Source organism: Paraburkholderia acidisoli, assembly GCF_009789675.1.
Lineage (GTDB): Bacteria > Pseudomonadota > Gammaproteobacteria > Burkholderiales > Burkholderiaceae > Paraburkholderia > Paraburkholderia acidisoli.
In genome coordinates, this window is the sequence record NZ_CP046913.1 from 1,412,744 (window position 1) to 1,435,324 (window position 22,581).

15 protein-coding genes are annotated in these 22,581 nt (G+C 65.8%); 12 read left to right on the forward strand and 3 right to left on the reverse strand.

Annotated features, from left to right (window positions below; genetic code table 11):
* Positions 1 to 371 precede the first annotated feature (371 nt).
* From FAZ98_RS06135 to def, 5 genes are all read left to right on the forward strand, one after another.
* Positions 372 to 1,367 (forward strand): DMT family transporter, encoded by a 996-nt coding sequence (locus FAZ98_RS06135; RefSeq protein WP_158949725.1) that lies wholly within the window; start codon positions 372 to 374, stop codon positions 1,365 to 1,367.
* A 240-nt stretch (positions 1,368 to 1,607) separates the two neighbouring features.
* Positions 1,608 to 5,126 carry a chromosome segregation protein SMC gene (gene smc, locus FAZ98_RS06140; RefSeq protein ID WP_158949727.1) on the forward strand — a complete coding sequence of 1,173 codons (3,519 nt, stop codon included), beginning with the start codon at positions 1,608 to 1,610 and terminating at the stop codon, positions 5,124 to 5,126.
* Positions 5,127 to 5,291: 165 nt separating this feature from the next.
* Complete coding sequence (locus FAZ98_RS06145) at positions 5,292 to 6,590, forward strand: cell division protein ZipA C-terminal FtsZ-binding domain-containing protein (protein ID WP_158949729.1); 1,299 nt, start codon at positions 5,292 to 5,294, stop codon at positions 6,588 to 6,590.
* Between the two features lie 349 nt (positions 6,591 to 6,939).
* Positions 6,940 to 8,991: an NAD-dependent DNA ligase LigA gene (ligA, locus tag FAZ98_RS06150; RefSeq protein WP_158949731.1), complete on the forward strand. Its 2,052-nt coding sequence runs from the start codon at positions 6,940 to 6,942 to the stop codon at positions 8,989 to 8,991.
* Positions 8,988 to 9,521, forward strand: coding sequence for a peptide deformylase (gene def / locus FAZ98_RS06155; RefSeq protein WP_158949733.1), 534 nt, complete (start codon positions 8,988 to 8,990; stop codon positions 9,519 to 9,521). Before ligA ends, def begins: the two co-directional genes overlap by 4 nt.
* Before the next feature lie 120 nt (positions 9,522 to 9,641).
* On the opposite strand, the gene FAZ98_RS36150 is transcribed toward def, so the two are convergent.
* The 3 genes from FAZ98_RS36150 to map form a co-directional block, all read right to left on the reverse strand.
* Complete coding sequence (locus FAZ98_RS36150; RefSeq protein ID WP_407672053.1) at positions 9,642 to 11,807, reverse strand: pseudouridine synthase; 2,166 nt, start codon at positions 11,805 to 11,807, stop codon at positions 9,642 to 9,644.
* 112 nt (positions 11,808 to 11,919) lie between these two features.
* Positions 11,920 to 14,499: a [protein-PII] uridylyltransferase gene (locus FAZ98_RS06165; RefSeq protein WP_158949737.1), complete on the reverse strand. Its 2,580-nt coding sequence runs from the start codon at positions 14,497 to 14,499 to the stop codon at positions 11,920 to 11,922.
* Between the two features lie 270 nt (positions 14,500 to 14,769).
* Positions 14,770 to 15,591 (reverse strand): type I methionyl aminopeptidase, encoded by an 822-nt coding sequence (gene map / locus FAZ98_RS06170; protein ID WP_158949739.1) that lies wholly within the window; start codon positions 15,589 to 15,591, stop codon positions 14,770 to 14,772.
* A 580-nt stretch (positions 15,592 to 16,171) separates the two neighbouring features.
* Between map and rpsB the strand changes: the two genes are divergently transcribed.
* The 7 genes from rpsB (at position 16,172) to FAZ98_RS06205 (ending at position 22,519) form a co-directional block, all read left to right on the forward strand.
* A complete protein-coding gene (gene rpsB, locus FAZ98_RS06175; protein WP_158949742.1) occupies positions 16,172 to 16,927 on the forward strand; it encodes a 30S ribosomal protein S2 in 756 nt (251 codons plus the stop codon).
* A 207-nt stretch (positions 16,928 to 17,134) separates the two neighbouring features.
* The gene (gene tsf / locus FAZ98_RS06180) at positions 17,135 to 18,016 is read left to right on the forward strand and encodes a translation elongation factor Ts (RefSeq protein WP_158951891.1); all 882 of its coding nucleotides are present in this window, start codon (positions 17,135 to 17,137) and stop codon (positions 18,014 to 18,016) included.
* A 253-nt stretch (positions 18,017 to 18,269) separates the two neighbouring features.
* Complete coding sequence (gene pyrH / locus FAZ98_RS06185) at positions 18,270 to 18,986, forward strand: UMP kinase (RefSeq protein ID WP_158949744.1); 717 nt, start codon at positions 18,270 to 18,272, stop codon at positions 18,984 to 18,986.
* A gap of 93 nt (positions 18,987 to 19,079) precedes the next feature.
* Complete coding sequence (frr, locus tag FAZ98_RS06190; protein ID WP_158949746.1) at positions 19,080 to 19,640, forward strand: ribosome recycling factor; 561 nt, start codon at positions 19,080 to 19,082, stop codon at positions 19,638 to 19,640.
* A gap of 66 nt (positions 19,641 to 19,706) precedes the next feature.
* Positions 19,707 to 20,489: an isoprenyl transferase gene (locus FAZ98_RS06195; RefSeq protein ID WP_158949748.1), complete on the forward strand. Its 783-nt coding sequence runs from the start codon at positions 19,707 to 19,709 to the stop codon at positions 20,487 to 20,489.
* Positions 20,483 to 21,304 (forward strand): phosphatidate cytidylyltransferase, encoded by an 822-nt coding sequence (locus FAZ98_RS06200; protein ID WP_158949750.1) that lies wholly within the window; start codon positions 20,483 to 20,485, stop codon positions 21,302 to 21,304. The genes FAZ98_RS06195 and FAZ98_RS06200 overlap by 7 nt, the downstream gene beginning before the upstream one ends.
* Before the next feature lie 33 nt (positions 21,305 to 21,337).
* Positions 21,338 to 22,519, forward strand: a complete 1,182-nt coding sequence (locus tag FAZ98_RS06205; RefSeq protein ID WP_158949752.1) for a 1-deoxy-D-xylulose-5-phosphate reductoisomerase — start codon at positions 21,338 to 21,340, stop codon at positions 22,517 to 22,519.
* The last annotated feature ends 62 nt before the right edge of the window (positions 22,520 to 22,581 follow it).

The following is a 22,581-nucleotide window of genomic DNA, read 5'->3' on the forward strand; positions in this document are numbered from 1 at the left end:
GGACGGGCGTGGGCGAAAGACGGGGCGCGGCGCCCGGGAACGGCGGGCGGCTGGCGCGCACGGGCGTTGGTTCATTGCAGGCCGGCCCTGATCGCGAGGAATCGCGCTGCATTTTTGCCGCGATCTCTGCTGCGACGGACGCCGGCTGATTCAGCGGGCCAATCATGCGCAATCCGTGATTATAGCGTGGGGTGGGGAGCGCCGCCGCGCGTGCTTTTCGGCATTTTGTGGCGTCGCGGCCCCCGAAAGGCCTCAAAACCAGGGAAAAAGATGCGGTTTTCGATTCAGACGGTACGGCAGCCGGCGTGGCAGCCTGCACATCAGCCGGTCGGCCAGACGCTGCCCGGCGCTCGCGGCAACCGGGACGCGCGATGAGCCAGAATCCCGGTTTGCGCGCGGCGTGGCCGACGCTCGCGATCATGATTGGCGCGTCCGTCTGGGGCTTCGTCTGGTATCCGTTGCGCATGCTGGCGGCGTTTGGCCTGACGGGCACGGCGTCGAGCGCGGCGACCAGCGCGGCCGGCTGCCTGTTCGTGCTGCTGCTGCGCTGGCGTTCGATCGCGACCTTGCGCTGGCACCGCGTCTTGCCGATGCTCGCGCTCGCGGCGGGCGTGACCAACGTGGGTTTTGTGTGGGGCGCGATCCACGGCGAAGTGATGCGTGTGCTCCTGCTGTTTTATCTGACCCCGGCGTGGACCGCGCTGTTCGCGCATGTGATCCTGCATGAACGCCTCACGGGGTCGAGCGCCGCGCTTTCGGCGCTGTCGCTGCTGGGCGCGGTGCTGATGCTCTGGTCGCCGAAGCTCGGCGTGCCGTTGCCCGCCAACGCCGCCGAATGGGCCGGGCTCGCGGGCGGCATGGGTTTCGCGATGAGCAACGTGCTGGTCGTGAAAACGAGCCGCGTGCTGCCCGACATGAAGCCGGAGATGCGCACGGCTGTGATCTTCGCGGGCGCCGCGCTGTTCGGCGCACTCGCCTCCTGCCTCGAGCCGATGTCGATCGCGCCGGTGGGCGAGCATCTCGCCCGCGTCGTGTTGCTGGTGCTCGCGCTCGGCGTGGTGCTCGGCAGCAACAATATGCTCGTGCAATACGGCCTCGCGCGCGTGCCGGCCAATCGCGCGTCGATCATCATGCTGTTCGAGATCGTCGTCACGGCGCTCTCGTCCTGGCTGTTCGCCGGCGAGACGCCGGGGCCGCGCGAATGGGCGGGCGGCGCGTGCATCGTGCTCGCCTCGCTGCTGTCGAGCTGGCTGCATCGCGCCCGCGAGGCAAAACCGCACGACGCGCACGTGAGCGCCGACGCGAGCGTCATGACGCATGCGCAAGCGAGCCGCCTCGACGAATCGGCCGGGGCCAGGCGGCCCTGAGCACGTGCGTTCGCCGCGCCGCGCCGCCTTTGCGTGCGCGGAACGGCGCGCGCGCGATGGTATGATTGCCCCTAATTCCCGTCGCCGGGACGCACATCGTGCGTGTTCGCGCGGCGAGCCGTGGCGGCTGCCCCGTACGCAAACCGCCGCCGTGCGATCGATGCCGCGCCTGCGTGGCGCTCCACGGCGACGTGCGGCACGAGCGGTCCCGATCACCACTATTCCAACAGCGATATCGCCGTGCGTCTGACCTCGATTAAACTCGCTGGCTTCAAATCCTTCGTCGATCCCACGCATTTCCAGGTACCGGGCCAACTCGTCGGTGTGGTCGGGCCTAACGGCTGTGGGAAGTCCAACATCATCGACGCGGTGCGCTGGGTGCTCGGCGAATCGCGCGCTTCCGAGCTGCGCGGCGAGTCGATGCAGGACGTCATCTTCAACGGTTCCACCGCGCGCAAGCCGGGCAGCCGGGCGAGCGTCGAACTCGTGTTCGACAACGCGGACGGCCGCGCCGCCGGCCAGTGGGGCCAGTATGCGGAAATCGCCGTCAAGCGCGTGCTCACGCGCGACGGCACCTCCAGCTACTACATCAACAATCTGCCGGCACGCCGCCGCGACATCCAGGACATCTTCCTCGGCACGGGCCTCGGTCCGCGCGCCTACGCGATCATCGGTCAGGGCATGATCGCGCGCATCATCGAGGCGAAACCGGAAGAGCTGCGCGTGTTTCTCGAAGAGGCCGCGGGCGTCTCCAAATACAAGGAACGCCGCCGCGAGACCGAAAACCGTCTGCACGACACGCGCGAGAATCTCACGCGCGTGGAAGACATCGTGCGCGAGCTTTCCACCAACCTGGAAAAGCTCGAAGGCCAGGCGATCGTCGCCACGAAGTTCCGCGAACTGCAAAGCGACGGCGAAGAGAAGCAGCGCCTGCTGTGGTTGCTGCGTAAGAACGAAGCGGCCGCCGAACAGCAGCGCCAGCAGCGCGCCATCGAACAGGCGCAGATCGATCTCGAACGTCACACGGCGCAACTGCGCGAAGTGGAAGCGCAGCTCGAAACGCTGCGCGTCGCGCATTACGCGGCCAGCGACGCCATGCAGGGCGCGCAGGGCGGCCTTTACGAAGCGAACGCCGAGGTGAGCCGTCTCGAAGCCGAGATCAAGTTCATCGTCGAATCGCGCAATCGCGTGCAGGCCCAGATCGCGGCGCTCACGGCGCAGCGCGAGCAATGGCAGTCGCAGGCGCAGAAGGCGCAAGGCGATATCGAAGACGCCGAAGAGCAACTGGCGATCGCCGAGGAAAAAGCCGCGCTCGCCGAAGACGACGCGGTTTCGAAGCAGGAAGCGTTGCCGGCGCTCGAAAACCGCTGGCGCGACGCTCAGGCGCAACTGAACGACGAGCGCGCGGGTATCGCGCGCACGGAGCAGGCGCTCAAGCTCGAGGCCGCGCATCAGCGCAACGCCGACCAAATGCTGCAACAGCTGCAGCAGCGCGACGAACGCCTGAAGGCCGAAAAAGGCGGACTCGACGCGCCCGACGAAGCACAGCTCGAAGAACTGCGCATGCAGCTCGCCGAGCAGGAAGAGATTCTTCACGACGCGCAGGCGCGCCTTGCCGACGCGCAGGAAACGGTGCCGCGCCTCGACGCCGAGCGTCGCGCCGCGCACGACCGCGTGCAGGCGGAAAACGCCCAGATCCACCAGTTCGAGGCGCGCCTCGCGGCGCTCAAGCAACTGCAGGAGAACGTGCAGACCGAAGGCAAGATCCAGCCGTGGCTCGAGCGTCATGAACTGGGTGCGCTGCCGCGTCTGTGGAAGAAGCTGCACGTGGAAGCGGGCTGGGAAACGGCGCTCGAAGCGGTGCTTCGCGAACGTCTCGCCGCGCTCGAAGTGTCGAATCTCGACTGGGTGAAGGCGTTCGCGAGCGATGCGCCGCCCGCGAAGCTCGCGTTCTATTCGCCGCCCGCTGCCGGTCAGGCCAGCGCGGCACCGGCCGGTCTCACGCCGCTGCTTTCGCTCGTGCGTATCGACGACGCGGGCTTGCGCGCCGTGCTTACCGAATGGCTCGGCTCGATCTTCGTTGCCGACGATCTTGCCGCGGCGCTCGCGCAACGCGCGCAACTGCCGAACGGCGGGGCGTTCGTGGTGAAGGCGGGGCACAGCGTGACGCGCGTGGGCGTACAGCTTTATGCCGCCGATACCGAGCAGGCGGGCATGCTCGCGCGTCAGCAGGAAATCGAAAACCTCGGCCGTCAGGTGCGCGCGCAGGCGCTGCTCGCCGACGAGGCGCGTGGCGCCGTTGTGCGCGCGGAAGCCGCGCACACCCAGGCCGCGCAGGTGCTGACCGACGTGCGCCAGCAGGCCGAGCGCGCGACCCAGCGTGTGCACGCGTTGCAGATGGACGTGCTCAAGCTCACGCAGGCGCATGAGCGCTACATGGCGCGCAGCACGCAGATCAGCGAAGAACTCGACGAAATTCGCGCGCAGATCGAGGAGCAACGCGCGTTGCGTGCGGAATCGGAAGCGAACTTCGAGCGCCACGACGTCGAACTCGCCGAATTGCAGGCGCGTTTCGAAGACAACCAGCTCGCGTTCGAAGCGCTCGACGAAGAACTCGGCACGGCGCGCAACGGCGCGCGCGATCTTGAGCGCGCCGCGGGCGATGCGCGCTTCGCGGCCCGCAACATGGCGAACCGCATCGACGAACTGCGTCGCAATATTCAGGTTGCGCACGATCAGAGCGAACGCGTGACCGGATCGCTCGAAGACGCGCGCGCCGAACTCGAAACGATCAACGAGCAGACCGCGCATACCGGCTTGCAGGACGCGCTCGAAATTCGCGCGCAGAAAGAGGAAACGCTGCGTGCGGCCCGCGCGGAACTCGACGACTTGAGTGCGAAGCTGCGTGCCGCCGACGAAACCCGCCTGACCGCCGAGCGCGCGTTGCAGCCGCTGCGCGATCGCATCACCGAATTGCAGTTGAAGGAACAGGCCGCGCGCTTGAACGGCGAGCAGTTCGTGGAGCAATTGCAGGCGGCGGGCGTGGACGAAGCCGCGTTGCAGGAAAAGCTCTCGCCGGACATGAAGCCCGCGTATCTGCAGGGCGAAGTCACGCGCATCAACAATGCGATCACGGCGCTCGGTCCTGTCAACATGGCGGCGCTCGACGAACTCGCGGCGGCGAAGGAACGCAAGACCTTCCTCGACGCGCAGTCGGCCGACCTGACGAGCGCGATCGAAACGCTCGAAGACGCCATTCGCAAGATCGACCAGGAAACGCGCACGCTGCTGCAAGGCACGTTCGACGAAGTGAACCGTCATTTCGGCGAACTGTTCCCGCGTTTGTTCGGCGGCGGCCAGGCGAAACTCATCATGACCGGCGACGAGATTCTCGACGCCGGCGTGCAGGTGATGGCGCAACCGCCCGGCAAGAAGAACTCGACGATTCACCTGCTCTCGGGCGGCGAGAAGGCGCTCACGGCCACGGCGCTCGTGTTCGCGATGTTCCAGCTCAATCCGGCGCCGTTCTGTCTGCTCGACGAAGTGGACGCGCCGCTCGACGACGCCAACACCGAGCGCTTCGCGAACCTCGTGCGCGCGATGTCGGACAAGACGCAGTTCCTCTTCATCTCGCACAACAAGATCGCGATGGAGATGGCGCAGCAACTGATTGGCGTGACCATGCAGGAGCAGGGCGTGTCGCGCATCGTGGCCGTCGACATGGAAACGGCGGCGGGTTTCGCCCAGAATACGATTTAATCGATCGATACGGTCTAAAGACGGCGCGCGACGCGCAGCCGGTGGCGCCACTGCATCGGCCAGCGTGCCGAACGCGGCACGAGGGCGCCGCCGCGCGACTCGCCAGCGCCACCCATACGATGCGCATGTGCGCATCGTCGAAAAAGAATTGCTGATGGAGCATGCATGGACGAGTTGACTCTCGGGTTGATCGGCGCCGGTGCCGTGGTGGTCGGGGGCGTGGTGGTGTACAACGCCTGGCAGGGCGCGAGGGTGCGCCGACGCATGCCGCGGCCTATGCCGGACGAAGCCGTCGAAACGCCGTTGCGCGACGAGTTGCAGGAGCCGAGTCCGTTCATCGAGCCGGCCCGCGCGCCGTCGCGGCGTGAACCGTCGCTGGCGGGCGGCGCCGAGGTCGAGCGTGTCGAGCCGGGTTTCGCACCGGCCGCGCCGCTCGACACGCCGGCCGACATCCAGGCCGAAACCACTACGCCGAACGGCATCGTGCCCGCCGAAGCCGGTGGTGAAGCCGGCGCCGAAGCGGCGACCGCGGGTGCTGCCGCTGCGACCGCCGCTACCGCCGGACAGGAACCGGCCAGCGCGGCCGAGGAAGCCGCGCGCCTCGAACCCGTGATGCCTGCCGCGACCACGATTTCGGCTGTGCCGCCGGCGGTGGTCGACCGCCGTATCGACTGCATCGTGCCGGTCCGGCTCGGTGCGCCGGTGGCCGGCGAGCGCGTGATTCCGCTCGCGCAGCGCTTGCGTCGCGCGGGCAGCAAGCCCGTGCATATCGAAGGCAAGCCCGAAGGCGGCGACGGCTGGGAGCTGTTGCAAAACGGCGTGCGCTACGAGGAACTGCGCGCGGCGGCTCAGCTCGCAAACCGTGGCGGCCCGCTCAACGAGCTCGAATTCTCGGAGTTCGTGACCGGCGTGCAGCAGTTCGCCGACGCGATCGACGGCGCGCCCGAATTCCCCGACATGATGGAAACCGTGGCGATGGCGCGCGAACTGGACGGCTTCGCGGCGCAATGCGACGCGCAGCTTTCGATCAACGTGATGTCGGACGGCGCACCCTGGTCGGCCAATTACGTGCAGGCCGTGGCCGCGCAAGACGGCCTGCTGCTGTCGCGCGACGGCACGCGCTTCGTGAAGCTCGACGCGCGCCAGAATCCCGTGTTCATGCTGCAGTTCGGCGACACGAACTTCCTGCGCGACGACCTCACCTACAAGGGCGGCGAACTCATCACGCTGATCCTCGACGTGCCGGTGGCCGACGAAGACATCTTGCCGTTCCGTCTGATGTGCGATTACGCGCGTTCGCTCGCCGAGCGTATCGGCGGCCGCGTGGTGGACGATCAGCGCCGGCCGTTGCCGGAGTCGGTGCTGCAGTCCATCGACAAGCAGTTGATGACGCTCTACGCCAAGCTCGAACAGGCCGGCATTCCGGCGGGTTCGGCGGCCACGCGACGCCTTTTCAGCCAGTAACGCGAACCGCGTTTCCGGTCGCGAACGAAGCGCGGCGCCGCCTGGGCGCCGCGCTTTTTTCATGGGCGCGCGAGATTCGATTCTTTCCCGGGTTCGAACCCGGGCGCGGCGGGGCGATACGGCGTTCATGAGCGGGTTGCACCGGGCGTCGGCGCGAATATTGCGGTGCAACCAAAATCGCATTGGAGAACGCCGTGGTCAATGGGTTGGGCGCAACGTTGGCCGTTCGGCCAGGACGTTCGAGAATGCAGTGGAGCGGCGCACAAACATGGCCGTTCGGCCGATGCGATTCGCGCGGCTTCCTGAGATAATCTGATGTCCGAAATCATTGCAAGAAGCCGCTACAAGCATGGTCCGTCATCCCGCCCGTCCGTCCGAAGAAGCCGCCGCTGAAGAGCGCGCGGCGTGGTTGCGCGCCGAAATCGAACGCGCCAATCACGCCTACTACGTGCTCGACCAGCCGGATCTGCCCGACGCGGAATACGACAAGCTGTTCGGCGAACTGCAACAGCTCGAAGCGGCGCATCCCGAGCTGATCGCGCCGGATTCGCCCACCCAGCGCGTGGGCGGCGAGGCCGCGGGCGGCTTCGAGCCCGTCGTCCATGACGTGCCGATGCTGTCGCTCAACAACGGTTTCGCCGACGAGGACATCGCCGCGTTCGACAAGCGCGTGGCCGACACGCTCGACAAAACCGAGGTCGAATACGCGTGCGAACTGAAGTTCGACGGCCTCGCGATCTCGCTGCGCTATGTCGACGGCCAGTTCGTCCAGGCGTCCACGCGCGGCGACGGTACGACCGGCGAGAACGTCACCGAAAACGTGCGCACGATCCGCTCGCTGCCGTTGCGCCTGAAGGGCAAGCGCGTGCCGAAGGTGCTCGACGTGCGGGGCGAAGTGCTGATGTTCCGCCGCGACTTCGAGCGCATGAACCAGCGTCAGCGCGACGCCGGTCAAAAGGAATTCGCGAATCCGCGTAACGCCGCGGCGGGGAGTCTGCGCCAGCTCGATCCAAAGATCACGGCGCAGCGGCCGCTGTCGTTCTTCGCGTATGGCATCGGCGTGCTGGACGGCGAGCCGATGCCGGCTACGCATAGCGAGTTGCTCGACTGGTACGACGAGCTTGGGCTGCCGGTGAACAGCGAGCGCGCGGTGGTGAAGGGCGCGCAAGGGCTGCTGGAGTTTTTCCGCGCGGTGGGCGAGAAGCGCGACGCGTTGCCATACGACATCGACGGCGTGGTCTACAAGGTGAATCGCCGCGACGAGCAGGACACGCTCGGCTTCGTCTCGCGCGCGCCGCGTTTCGCGCTCGCGCATAAATTTCCCGCGCAGGAAGCGCTCACAACACTGCTGGCGATCGACGTGCAGGTGGGCCGCACGGGCGCGATCACGCCGGTTGCGCGCCTGGAGCCCGTGTTCGTCGGCGGGGCGACCGTCACCAATGCCACGCTGCACAACGAAGACGAAGTGCGCCGCAAGGACATTCGTATCGGCGACACGGTCATCGTGCGGCGCGCCGGCGACGTGATTCCCGAAGTCGTGAGCGCGCTGCTCGACCGCCGCCCGGCCGACGCTCGCGAATTCGTGATGCCGACGGCGTGCCCCGTGTGCGGCTCGCACATCGAGCGCCTGCCCGACGAAGCCATCGCGCGCTGCACGGGCGGCCTGATCTGCCCGGCGCAGCGCAAGCAGGCGCTCTGGCATTTCGCACAGCGCCGCGCGCTCGACATCGACGGGCTCGGCGAAAAGATCATCGACCAGCTCGTCGAACAGAACCTCGTGCGCACGCCCGCCGACCTGTTCAATCTCGGCTTCGGCACACTCGCGCAACTCGACCGCATGGCCGACAAATCGGCGCAGAACCTGCTGGATTCGCTCGAAAAAGCCAAGTCCACGACGCTCGCGCGCTTTATCTATGCGCTCGGCATCCGCCACGTGGGCGAATCCACGGCGCGCGATCTCGCCAAACATTTCGGTTCGCTCACGCCCATCATGGACGCGTCGATCGAGGCGTTGCTCGAAGTGAACGACGTGGGTCCGATTGTCGCGCTCGCAATTCACGAGTTCTTTGCGGAAGAACATAACCGCATCGTGATCGAGCAACTGCGCGCGCCGGGCAAGGTCACATGGCCGGAAGGTCCGCCCGCGCCCAGGGCGCCGGTCGGCGTGCTGGCCGGCAAGACCGTGGTGCTCACCGGCACTTTGCCCACGCTCACGCGGGAAGCCGCGAAGGAAATGCTGGAAGCGGCCGGCGCGAAGGTGGCCGGCTCGGTGTCGAAGAAGACGGACTACGTGGTGGCGGGCGCCGACGCGGGCAGCAAACTCGCGAAAGCCGAGGAACTCGGCGTGGCGGTGCTCGACGAAGAAGGAATGCGCAAGCTCCTGGAGGGGCAAACGACATGATTCGCGAAATTCTCAAGATGGGCGATCCGCGCCTGCTCGGTATTGCCAAACCGGTCGATCACTTCGACACGCCGGAACTGCACGAGCTCATCGCCGATATGTTCGACACGATGCACGCGGCGAACGGCGCGGGACTCGCCGCGCCGCAGATCGGCGTGGGTCTGCAGGTGGTCATCTTCGGCTTCGAGCAGAACGAGCGCTACCCCGACGCGCCCGCGGTGCCGCAAACGGTGCTGATCAATCCCGTCATCCATCCGCTGTCGCACGACATGGAAGAGGGCTGGGAAGGCTGTCTTTCGGTGCCGGGCATGCGCGGCGCGGTGAGCCGCTTTTCGATGATCCGCTACAACGGTTTCGACCAGTACGGCGCGCCGATCGAGCGCGTGGCCGAAGGGTTCCATGCGCGCGTGGTGCAGCACGAGTGCGATCACCTGATCGGCAAGCTGTATCCGATGCGGATCACCGACTTCTCGAAGTTCGGCTTTACCGAGGTGTTGTTTCCGGAACTCGATCCGAATAGCGACGATTAGTGTCCACAAGCCGCGACAGATGATGACGCGCGGCGGCGCGCCGCGTTCGATCGTCGCGAAGTGGCAATAAAAAACGGGAGCCTGCTGGCTCCCGTTTTTATTCGCCGTGACGTTGCGACGTCAGAACGCTTCGTCGGCGGCGAGGTAGCGCCACTGGCCTTGCGGCAGCGCGCCGAGCTGGATGCGGCCCATGCGCACGCGCTTGAGGCCGACCACCCGCAGACCGACCAGCTCGCACATGCGGCGGATCTGGCGTTTCTTGCCTTCGCGCAGGACGAAGCGCAATTGCTCGCCGTTTTGCCATTCGACTTCGGCGGGTTTGAGCGGCACGTCGTCGAGCGAGAGGCCGTGACGCAGTTGGTCGAGCCGGTCCTGCGGGAACACCTGGTCGACCTCGGTCTCGACGTTGCCGAAGGTCACGCGCACGAGGTATTCCTTGTCGATGTCCGAGTTTTCGCCAATCAGTTGCTTCGCCACGCGGCCGTCTTGCGTCAGCACGAGCAGGCCGGTGGAGTCAATGTCGAGGCGGCCTGCCGGGGCGAGCGTGCGCAGATGTTGCGCCGAATAGCGGATGCCCGAGCGATCGCCTTCCCATTGATTCTCGGCGGTGAGCAGCACGGCGGCCGGCTCGTAGCCGTCTTCCGCCTGACCGGAAACGTAGCCGACGGGCTTGTGCAGCAAGATCGTCACGCGACGCGCCTGGGCACGCAGCGCGGCGGGATCGACCTCGACGCGCTGTTCCGGCGTGACCTTGGCGCCGAGCGTGTCGACGATCTGGCCATCGACATAGACCCAGCCGTTTTCGATCCATTCGTCGGCTTCGCGGCGCGAGCACAGGCCGAGTTCCGACATGCGCTTGGACAGACGCAGGGCGTTCTCGCCGTCGACCTCTTCGCGCGCCGCGTGGCGCGGCGCTTCAGACTCGGCCGGGCGTTGCGCGGATTTTTCGGCGAACTTCACCGGGCGGGCGAATTTGCGTTCGCTGCTTTCCTCGCGGCGCGGGGAGCGGCGATCACTGCTGCCTTCGCGTGCCTGGAACGGGCGACGCTCGTTGCCTTCGTCACGGCGCGGGAAGCGGCGTTCGCCGCGGTCTTCACGAGCCTGGAACGGGCGACGTTCGCCGCCTTCATCACGGCGCGGGAATTGACGTTCGCCGCGGTCTTCACGTGCCTGGAAGGGACGACGTTCGCCTCCTTCGTCACGGCGCGGGAATCGGCGGTCACCGCTGCCTTCGCGTGCCTGGAACGGGCGACGCTCGTTGCCTTCGTCACGACGCGGGAACCGACGCTCACTACCGCCTTCACGAGCCTGGAACGGACGACGCTCGCCGCCTTCGTCACGACGCGGGAATTGACGTTCACCACGGTCTTCACGTGCCTGGAAGGGGCGACGCTCGTTGCCTTCGTCACGGCGCGGGAATCGGCGGTCACCGCTGCCTTCGCGTGCCTGGAAGGGACGACGCTCGCCGCCTTCATCGCGACGCGGGAACCGGCGCTCACCACCGCCTTCACGAGCCTGGAACGGGCGACGTTCGCCGCCTTCGTCACGACGCGGGAACCGGCGCTCACCACCGCCTTCACGAGCCTGGAACGGACGACGTTCACCACCTTCATCCCGACGCGGGAAGCGGCGCTCACCGCCATCTTCACGAGCCTGGAACGGACGACGTTCACCACCTTCATCCCGACGCGGGAAGCGGCGCTCACCACCGCCTTCACGAGCCTGGAACGGACGACGCTCACCACCTTCATCCCGACGCGGGAACCGGCGCTCACCACCGCCTTCACGAGCCTGGAACGGACGGCGCTCACCGCCTTCATCGCGACGCGGAAACCGGCGCTCACCGCCATCTTCACGAGCCTGGAACGGGCGCCGTTCGCCGCCTTCATCGCGACGCGGGAAGCGGCGCTCACCGCCATCCTCACGAGCCTGGAACGGACGACGCTCACCGCCTTCGTCACGACGCGGGAAGCGGCGCTCACCGCCATCCTCGCGCGCACGGAACGGCCGGCGCTCGTCGCCCTCGGGACGTCGGGCGAAGCGACGTTCGCCGCCATCTTCACGCGGAGCGCGCGGCGGACGGTCGCCTTCGTCACGGCGCGCAAAGCGACGCTCGCCGCCTTCGTCGCGATTGCGCGCAAAGCCGCGATGCTCGCCTTCCGGCCGACGCGCGGGACGCTCGCCCGAGCGGGCATTGCCGGGACGCGTCGGTTTCGCAGCCGAACCCGGCCGTTTCTCCGCCGACGCATCGGCAGGACGTCCCTCGGGACGCCCTTCCGGTCGCACCTGCTTACGCGCCGTCGTGCTGCCACGGCGGACGGGTGCGCGCTCCGGGGCGGTCGGGCGCGGATGTTTGGCTGTCAGTTTGGCTCGCATGGATCTGGGTATTTCAAGGTGTTCAGACTGCTATCGCGCGCAGCAACTCGGTCTCGACGTCGATCTGGCGGCGGTTATCGGAGAGTCCCGAGCCGTCGAGCAGAAACACGTCTTCGACACGTTCGCCAAGCGTATTGATCCGCGCCGCATGGACGCCGACCTGTCGCTCGGCGAGTACGCGCGAGATGGAATAGAGAAGGCCCGGCCGGTCGTTCGCCGACACGGACAGGATGTAATACTGGCCGCGTTCGTCGGCTCGCAGGTCGACGCGCGGCGTCACGGGGAAGGTGCGCGAAAGGCGCGACAGACGTCCCTTCGACGGTTCCGGCAGCGCATTGCCCGTCGCGCTCAGGCGCGCCACGAGTTCCTGCTCCACGAGATTGGCGATATCGCGGTAATGCACGTCGTCTTCGGTGTTCGCAACGATGAAGTTGTCGAGCGCGTAACCGTGGCGCGTGGTGCTCACGCGCGCGTCGAGCACCGAAAGACCGCTGCGGTCGAAATACGCGCACATCGTCGCGAACAGATCGGGACGATCCTTCGCATAGACGAGCACCTGCAACGCTTCGCCGATAGGCGAGGGCCGCGCGCGCACGACCGGCGTGGGCGTTTCGACATGGCGATACAGCACGCGCGTCTGCCAGGCGATATCGGCGGCGTCGTGACGCAGGAAGTAGCCCACGTCGAGCTTGTCCCACAGCGCACGGTGAGCGTTCTCCGGCACGGTTTCGAGGCGCAGCAGCGCGAGCGCGAGTTCCTGGCGTGTCTTCAGCTCCGAATGCGCGTCGGGTTTCGCGCCGCCGAGCACGGCGAGCGTCGACCGATACAGGTCTTCGAGCAGCTTGCCTTTCCAGTTGTTCCAGACCTTCGGGCTGGTGCCGCGAATATCGGCGACGGTGAGCAGATACAGCGCCGACAATCGACGCTCGGTGCCCACGAGATCGGCGAAGCGCTTCACGACTTCGGGGTCGGTGATGTCCTGTTTCTGCGCGAACTGGCTCATCGTCAGATGCTGCTGGACCAGCCAGACGATCAGGTCCGCGTCCTCGCCCGCGATGTCGTGTTCACGGCAAAAACGCCGCGCGTCCGCCATGCCGAGTTCGGAGTGATCGCCGCCGCGGCCCTTGGCGATATCGTGAAACAGCGCGGCCACGTAGAGCACCCACGGGCGCTCGAAGTTCGCGATCAACTGGCTGCAGAACGGGTACTCGTGCGCATGCTCGGCCACGGCGAAGCGGCGGATGTTGCGCAACACCATCAGGATGTGCTGATCGACCGTGTAGACGTGATAGAGGTCGTGCTGCATCTGCCCGACAATGCGGCGGAAATTCAGCAGGTAGCGCCCGAGCACGCTCGTCTGGTTCATGAGGCGCAGCGCGTGCGTGATGCCCGCCGGCTGCATCAGGATTTCCATGAACAGGCGGCGGTTTTCCGGGTCGCGGCGCCAGTTCCGGTCCATCGTGTCGCGCGCGTTGTAGAGCGCGCGCATCGTGCGCGCCGAGAGACCCTTGACGCCCGGCACCTGTTCGTAGAGCAGGAAGGCTTCGAGGATCGCGTGCGGCTCGCGCTCGAACACGTCGTCGCTGACGATTTCGAGCATGCCTTGCTTCTCGACGAAATGATCCGAGAGCGTGCGCGTGATGCCGCTCGTGCTCGGGAACAACTGCGCTTCGATGTTCTGGATCAGGATGCTGGCGAGTTGCGTGACGGCTTTTGCGGCCCAGTAATAGCGGCGCATGAGTTGCTCGCTCGCGCGCCGCGCGCCGCTCGCCGCATAACCGAAGCTTTCGGCCACGGCCGTTTGCAGATCGAAGACGAGAATGTCCTGACGGCGCCCCGCGACCACGTGCAGGCGCGCCCGCAGCGTCTTGAGAAACGCCTCGTTGCGGCGCAGTTCGCGCGCTTCGCGGTCGGTGATGAGGCCGCGCTGGTCGAGCTCCTTCCAGCTGTTGCCGAACGCCGCCGCCTGCGTGATCCAGAGGATCAATTGCAGGTCGCGCAGGCCGCCCGGGCTTTCCTTCACGTTCGGTTCGAGCGCATACGGCGTGTCCTGGAAGCGCGCGTGGCGCTGGCGCATTTCGAGCACCTTCGCCTGGAAGAACGTGCGCGGGTCCATGGCGTCGCGGTAACGCTGCGCGAAGTCGCCGAACAGCGTGGCGCTGCCGGTGATGCGGCGCGCCTCCAGCAGCGAGGTGCGCACGGTCACGTCGTTGGCGGCTTCTTCGAGACATTGCGACACACTGCGCACGCTGCTGCCGATCTCGAGCCCGAGATCCCACGCGAGCCCGATGAAGCGCTCGATCCGCTCTTCGAGCGTCGCGAGCGGTTCGTCGTCGGGCAGCAGCACGAGAATGTCGACGTCGGAATACGGTGCCAGTTCGCCGCGGCCGAAGCCGCCCACCGCGACGAGCGCGAGCGAAGCGGGCAGTTCGCAGAGACTCCACGCGCGGCGCAGGGTTTCGTCGGTCGTGCGGGCGAGTGCGCGCATCAGCGCATCGACGTTGGTCGCGCTCCGGAAACGCTCGAGTAACTGGGCCTTGGCGGCCTTGTAGTCGGTCTTCAGCGACGACGTATCGGGAACGGCGACAGCAGGAACGCTCATGGGCTCAGTCTGGAATGAAGCGGGTTGAAGCGGATCGGACGATTGGCCAGGCGGCGCGACGCGTGCCAGGAACGGGGTCGAACGGCGCGATCGCCGGGAGGCGGCGCGGTGCGTCCAATATTGCGGTGCCGCTTTGCACTATCTGAATAGCGTCGCGCCGCGCAAGTCGTTGACACGGCGCAGCCGCTTGTCGCCATATCGACATAAAACCGCACCGGCGGTTCGCCGCGCGGGCGCCTGAACGCACACCGCGCGGGGCGGGCCGGCCGCTTACGCCGCCGTGCCGGCCAGTTGCGCGACGATGGCCGGTTTGGCCGGCGTGCCCGCGGAAACGGTCAGCACGTCGTAGCCGGTTTCGGTAACGAGCACGGTGTGCTCCCATTGCGCCGACAGGCTGCGATCCTTCGTCTTCACGGTCCACTGGTCGGGCATCGTGCGGATGTCGCGGCGGCCGGCGTTGATCATCGGCTCGACGGTGAAGATCATGCCGGGCACGAGTTCGATGCCGGTGCCCGGTCGCCCGTAATGCAGCACCTGCGGATCTTCGTGGAACACCGTGCCGATGCCGTGACCGCAATATTCACGCACCACGCTGTAGCCCTGGCTTTCGGCGTAACGCTGGATGGCGTGGCCGATGTCGCCGAGATGCGCGCCCGGCCGGATCTGGTCGATGCCGAGCCACATGCATTCATAAGTGGTCTGCACGAGGCGCTTCGCCAGAATCGACCCTTCGCCGACGATGAACATGCGGCTCGTGTCGCCGAAATAGCCTTCCTTGATCACGGTGATATCCATATTGAGGATGTCGCCGTTCTTCAGGGCTTTGTCGCCGGGAATGCCGTGACAGATCACGTCGTTGACCGACGTGCAGATGGCCTTCGGGTAGGGCGGATAACCGGGCGGCTGGTAGTTCAGCGGCGCCGGCACCGTGCCCTGCACGTTCGTCATGTATTCGTGGCAAAGGCGGTCGAGTTCGCCCGTGGTCACGCCGGCCGTGACGAACGGCGTAATGTAGTCGAGCACTTCGCTTGCCAGGCGGCAGGCGACGCGCATTTGCGCGATGTCGTGTCCGGTTTTGATCGAGACGGTCATGGTTACTTAACCCCTTGATGTTAAAGGGTTTGTCGTTTGGCGAGCTGGTGAGGAAGCGAGTGTTCCGTTGAGTTCGCCATTCGTGAAGCGGAAGCGGATTCAGGCACAAATGAAAAATGGGTCACTGCGTGCTCCGTGACCCATCTATCCGCCGAAGATGGCGTATTGTACGCCGTTCGCGGCGCCTTATCGCGCCTGCTGCATGGCGACGAGGGCGCTTGCGTTATCTCTCTCTATATATAGGTCGCCTCAGACGGTTTTCATACGGGCTCGCGCGATCCCTGAATCCGGTGCCGTGCCCGCGCGTTCGCGGCCGCCGGGAGGCACGGGCCCCGGCGCTGCGAGGGTAACAGCCATCTTGAGCGGGCATACTTTTGCGTGCTATAATCTTCGGCTAAGTCGCTCCCCATATCTTTCGAATTGGCTTTCTATTATTCGCGGGAATGGAGCGGGGCGGCTGACTCGCGAGCCGGCGCACCCAGGGTGTCGGGCGCACCGATTCCGCCAAATAAGACATCGGCGGAACGGCGCACCGATACGGCAGCCGGCTTTAGACCCAAACCCTAGCGGAGAATTTCTCATGGCAGTTACCATGCGCCAAATGCTGGAAGCCGGTGTCCACTTCGGTCACCAAACGCGCTTCTGGAACCCGAAGATGGCCCCCTTCATCTTCGGTCATCGCAACAAGATTCACATCATCAACCTCGAAAAGACGCTGCCGATGTACAACGACGCACTGAAGTACGTGCGTCAGCTGGCATCGAACCGCGGCACGATCCTGTTCGTCGGTACGAAGCGTCAATCGCGTGACACGATCGCTGAAGAAGCAGGTCGCGCAGGTATGCCGTTCGTGAACGCGCGCTGGCTCGGCGGCATGCTGACCAACTTCAAGACGCTGAAGGTTTCGATCAAGCGCCTGAAGGACATGGAAGCGGCCGTGGAAGCGGGCGAGCTCGAAAAGATGAGCAAGAAGGAAGCGCTCCTGTTCGAACGCGAAATCGCCAAGCTGCAAAAGTCGATCGGCGGCGTGAAGGACATGGGCGGCATTCCGGACGCCATCTTCGTGGTCGACGTCGGCTACCACAAGATCGCCGTGACGGAAGCCAACAAGCTGGGCATCCCCGTCATCGCCGTGGTCGACACGAACCACTCGCCGGAAGGCATCGACTACGTCATCCCGGGTAACGACGACGCCAGCAAGGCTGTCGCGCTCTACACGCAAGGCGTGGCCGACGCGATCCTCGAAGGCCGTGCCAACTCGGTGAACGAAGTGGTCGCAGCGGCGCGCGGCAACGACGGCGACGACGAGTTCGTCGAGGTCAACGCGGAGGCGTAAGCTGCCCCGTGTCCGGCAAGAAAAGGGGCTTATCATGGGCCCCTTTTTTTTAAGCCGTGGCTTTCGTGGCCGCGTCATATCGGCGGCACGGTAATCGTGTAGAAGCGGCTTTCGGAAAGCGTTTCGAAATACGATTACGGAAACGAATTCCTGCCGGCCGCGTCGAATGCGGCACGGCGTGTACCAGACAGACCCAAGGAGCGAATGATGGCGGCAATTACCGCAAGCATGGTGGCAGAACTGCGCGCAAAGACCGATGCGCCGATGATGGAATGCAAGAAGGCGCTGACGGAAGCCGACGGCGACCTCGCGCGCGCTGAAGAACTGCTGCGCGTGAAGCTCGGCAACAAGGCCAGCAAGGCCGCTTCGCGCGTGACGGCCGAAGGCGTGATCGCCTCGTACGTCTCGGGCAACGCCGGTTCCGTGGTCGAACTGAACTGCGAAACCGACTTCGTCGCGAAGAACGACGACTTCCTCGCGTTCTCGAACACGGTGGCGCAACTGGTCGCTACGCAAAACCCGGCTGACGTCGCGGCGCTCTCGGCTCTGCCGCTGGAAGGCTCGACGGTCGACGCGGTGCGCCTCGCACTGGTCGGCAAGATCGGCGAAAACGTCTCGATCCGCCGTTTCGCGCGTTTCGAAACGTCGAACAAGCTGGCTTCGTACCTGCACGGCACGCGTATCGGCGTGCTGGTCGAGTACACGGGCGAGCAGGAGCAGGTCGGCAAGGACGTCGCGATGCACATCGCGGCCATGAAGCCGGTCTCGCTCTCGTCGGACGACGTGCCGGCCGAGCTGATCGCCAAGGAGCGCAGCATCGCCGAGCAGAAGGCCGCCGAATCGGGCAAGCCGGCTGAAATCGTCGCCAAGATGGTCGACGGTTCGGTCCAGAAGTACCTGAAGGAAGTGTCGCTGCTGAACCAGCCGTTCGTGAAGAACGACAAGCAGACGATCGAACAGATGCTCAAGGCCGCAGGCAGCTCGGTGCAGAAGTTCGCGCTCTTCGTCGTTGGCGAAGGCATCGAAAAGCGTCAAGACGACTTCGCCGCCGAGGTGGCCGCGCAAGTCGCTGCTGCAAAGCAGCAATAACGCGACGTTATCCGCTCCCGCAGCGTTCGGGCGGGAGCGAGCCGTACCGCAGTCGTAGCATCGCAGTTTTATCGTAGCAAGCCGGGGCGGAGCTTTTCCGCCACGGCGGGCAGCGTAGCGGCGCCGCACGAGGCAATCCCCGTCTCGTGCGGCGCTGGAAATCTTCGCTATTTCTGGCGGCGCTTGCCCGAAGCCGTATTTCACCCCTACAGTTTCAAGTTATTGCCCTTTGCGCGCGATCCTGGATACCTCCATGCCCACACCCGCCTATAAACGCGTCCTGCTCAAACTTTCCGGCGAAGCCCTCATGGGCGACGATGCCTTCGGCATCAATCGCGCCACGATCGAACGTATGGTGGCGGACGTGGCCGAAGTGGTGCGTCTCGGCATCCAGCTCGCGGTCGTGATCGGCGGTGGCAATATTTTCCGCGGCGTCGCGGGCGGCGCGGCCGGCATGGATCGCGCCACGGCCGACTACATGGGTATGCTCGCCACGATGATGAACGCGCTCGCGCTCCAGGACGCCATGCGTCACGCGGGCATCGAAGCGCGCGTGCAGTCGGCGCTGCGCATGGATCAGGTCGTCGAGCCGTATATCCGTCCCCGCGCGATCCGTCAGCTCGAAGAGGGCAAGGTCGTGATCTTCGCCGCCGGCACGGGCAACCCGTTCTTCACGACCGACACGGCCGCCGCGCTGCGTGGCTCGGAAGTCGGCGCGGAAGTCGTGCTCAAGGCGACCAAGGTCGACGGCGTCTACTCGGCCGATCCGAAGAAGGATCCCACGGCCACGCGCTACTCGACGATCAGCTTCGACGAGGCAATCGGCCGCAATCTGCAGGTGATGGACGCCACGGCGTTCGCGCTGTGCCGCGACCAGAAGCTGCCGATCCGCGTTTTTTCCATCGTCAAGCCCGGTGCGCTCAAGCGTATCGTTCTGGGCGAAGACGAAGGGACGCTCGTCCACGTGTAAACTCTCGTCTCACGAGAGCGATCGAATACGGGCCGCGCCGCCCCATTGCGCGCTGGCGGGCCCGTTCCGTTATGAAGGTTCGGAGGTATCAAAATGGCTGTGGCTGACATCAAGAAGGGCGTCGAGCAGAAAATGCAACGCTCGATCGATTCGTTCAAGGGCGACCTGGCGAAGATTCGCACGGGCCGCGCCCATACGGGCCTGCTCGACCACATCCAGGTCGACTATTACGGTTCGCCGGTGCCCATTTCGCAGGTGGCCAACCTGACGCTCGTCGACGCACGTACGATCGGCGTTCAGGCGTGGGAAAAGAAGATGGTTCCCGTCATCGAGAAGGCGATCCGCGACTCGGAACTCGGCCTGAACCCGGCCACGCACGGCGATCTGGTCCGCGTGCCGATGCCCGCGCTGACCGAAGAGCGCCGCAAGGAACTCACGAAGGTCGTCAAGAACGAAGGCGAAACGGCGAAGGTCGCCGTGCGTAACCTGCGCCGCGACGCCAACGAGCAACTCAAGAAGCTCGTGAAGGACAAGGAGATTTCGGAAGACGACGAGCGCCGTGGCGGCGACGACGTCCAGAAGCTGACGGACCGCTTCGTGACCGAGATCGACAAGCTCGTGCAGACGAAGGAAGCCGAAATCATGACGGTTTGAGCGAAGCCGCCCGGCTTTGCCCTCGTCGAGATTTCCCCTTTTTCAGGTAGTTTGAGTCCAACGGCCATGACCTATTCCAGCTCAACCGTTCGCGTGCCCGACGTGGCGGCGGTACCGCGCCACATCGCGATCATCATGGACGGCAACGGCCGTTGGGCAACGCAGCGCCGCTTGCCGCGCGTCGCGGGCCACACGCGCGGCGTCGACGCCGTGCGTTCGGCCGTCGAGGCGTGCGTCGACCGCGGCGTCGAATATCTCACGCTGTTCGCCTTCAGCTCCGAAAACTGGCGCCGTCCGACCGACGAGGTGTCGTTTCTCATGCGGCTCTTCGTCACCGCGCTGGAGCGCGAGATCGCGCGTCTGCACGCGAACGGCATCCGCCTGCGCGTGGTCGGCGACGTGTCGATGTTCAACGAGCGCATCCAGGACCTGATTCGCCGCGCGGAAACCAAGACCGCGCGCAATACGCGTCTCACGCTCACCATCGCCGCGAACTACGGCGGCCGCTGGGACATCCTCCAGGCCACGCGCAAGCTGGTCGAAGAGGCGGCCGCGAGCGGCCAGCCGGTGCCGGTGACCGAAGACACGCTGTCGCAGCATCTGGCCATGGCCTATGCGCCGGAGCCGGATCTCTTCATCCGCACGGGCGGCGAGCAGCGCGTGAGCAACTTCCTGCTCTGGCAACTCGCCTACGCCGAGTTCTATTTCACCGACACGTTCTGGCCGGACTTCGACAACGAGGCGCTCAATCGCGCCATCACGTCGTATGCGGAGCGCGAGCGCCGTTTCGGCCGCACGAGCGCGCAGGTCGTCGCCAACTCGCAGAACGCCGACTCGCTTTCATGCTAAAAACCCGTGTCATCACGGCAATCGTCCTGCTGGCCGTGTTTTTGCCGGTCACGCTGTTCGCACCGCTTGGCTGGTTTGCCGCGCTGATCGGTCTCGTCGTCGTGTTCGCCGCCTGGGAATGGGCGCGACTGCTCAAGGCGGGCGCGACCGGTTCGATCGTCTATGCGGTAATCGCGGCTATCGTCGTCGCGCTCAGTACCCATTTGCCCGTGCCGCGGCCGCTGTTTCAGGCGGCAGGCGTGTTCTGGATCGTCGCCGGACCCTACGTGCTGCTGCGCAAGCCCACGCTCGCCGCCGGCGCGTGGCGCGTGTTCCTGCTGCTCGTCGGGCTGGTGGTGTTCGCGGCCTGCTGGCATGCGCTGGTGTCGGCGCGCGCGGCGGGCGTCGCGTTCGTCCTTTCGCTGCTCCTTCTCGTCTGGCTCGCCGATATCGGCGCATACTTCGCGGGTAAGGCATTCGGCAAGCATAAACTCGCACCCGCGATCAGCCCCGGCAAGACCTGGGAAGGCGCGGTGGGCGGCTGGGTCGCCGTGATGGTGGTGGCGGGTCTCGCCATCGCGCTGCACGCGTTCGAGCCCACGCTGTATTCCGCGCTCGCGGCCCAGCTCGGCGTGGGACGCGCGCTTTTCGTGTTGACGGTGCTGGTCGCGTTCAGCGTTATCGGCGATCTGTTCGAATCGATGCTCAAGCGCCAGGCTGGCGTGAAGGACTCGAGCCAGTTGCTGCCGGGCCACGGCGGCGTGCTCGACCGCATCGACGCGCTGTTGCCGGTGTTGCCGCTCGCCATGCTGCTGCTCGGCCAAGGTTCGGCCTGATTCGGTCTGGTAAGGCCGGCTAGAGAATTGAATATGCAAAAACGAATCACACTGCTCGGTTCCACGGGCTCGATCGGAGACAGCACGCTTGACGTGATCGCGCGTCATCCGCAACGCTACGCCGTCTACGCGCTCACCGCGCACCGCAACGGCGACAAGCTCGTCGAGCAATGCCTGCGCTTCGCGCCCGAAGTGGCCGTGGTCGGCGACGCCGAAACGGCCGCGCAGGTCGAACGCAAGCTGCGCGCGGCCGGCTCGAAAACGCTCGTGACCTACGGCACCCAGGCGCTCGTCGAAGTCTCGAAGAGCGACGGCTGCGACACCGTGGTGGCCGCCATCGTCGGCGCCGCGGGCCTCGCGCCCACGCTCGCCGCCGCGAAGGCCGGCAAGCGCATCCTGCTGGCCAACAAGGAAGCGCTGGTGATGTCGGGCGACATCTTCATCAATGCGGTGTGCGAAAGCGGCGCGGTGCTGCTGCCGCTCGACAGCGAGCACAACGCGGTGTTCCAGTGCTTCCCGCGCGAGAACGCCGAACGCGACGGCGTCACGAAGATCATTCTCACCGCGTCGGGCGGCCCGTTCCGCACGCGCGAACCGTCGACGCTCGTGAACGTCACGCCCGATGAAGCGTGCAAGCATCCGAACTGGTCGATGGGCCGCAAGATTTCCGTCGATTCCGCCACGATGATGAACAAGGGCCTCGAGGTGATCGAGGCGCACTATCTGTTCGATCTTCCCGGCGACCGCATCGACGTGCTGATCCATCCGCAGAGCGTGATCCATTCGATGGTGTCGTACGCCGACGGCTCGGTGCTCGCGCAACTCGGCAACCCCGACATGCGCACGCCGATCGCGCACGCGCTCGCGTACCCGGACCGGATCGACTCGGGCGTCGCCCAGCTCGATCTCGCGCAAGTCGCCACGCTCACGTTCGAAAAGCCCGACTACACGCGTTTCCCGTGTCTCGCGCTCGCCATGAAGGCGCTCGAGGCGGGCGGCGTGGCGAGCACGACGCTCAACGCGGCGAACGAGATCGCGGTGGACGCATTCCTGAACCGTCGTATCGGTTTCACGGCCATCGCCGAAACCGTCGACGCCGTGCTGGGCGCGCTGGCGAACCACAGCGCGTCGAGCCTCGACGTCGTGCTCGAAGCCGACGCGGCAGCGCGCCGCGCGGCGCACACCTTCATCGACAGCCTGCCGGTGCCGGCCTGACCGGCCGCTCCAGGATCCAGGGCGTAATGGTCGCCCGAAGCATCGCGCGGCCCTTCGGTTGC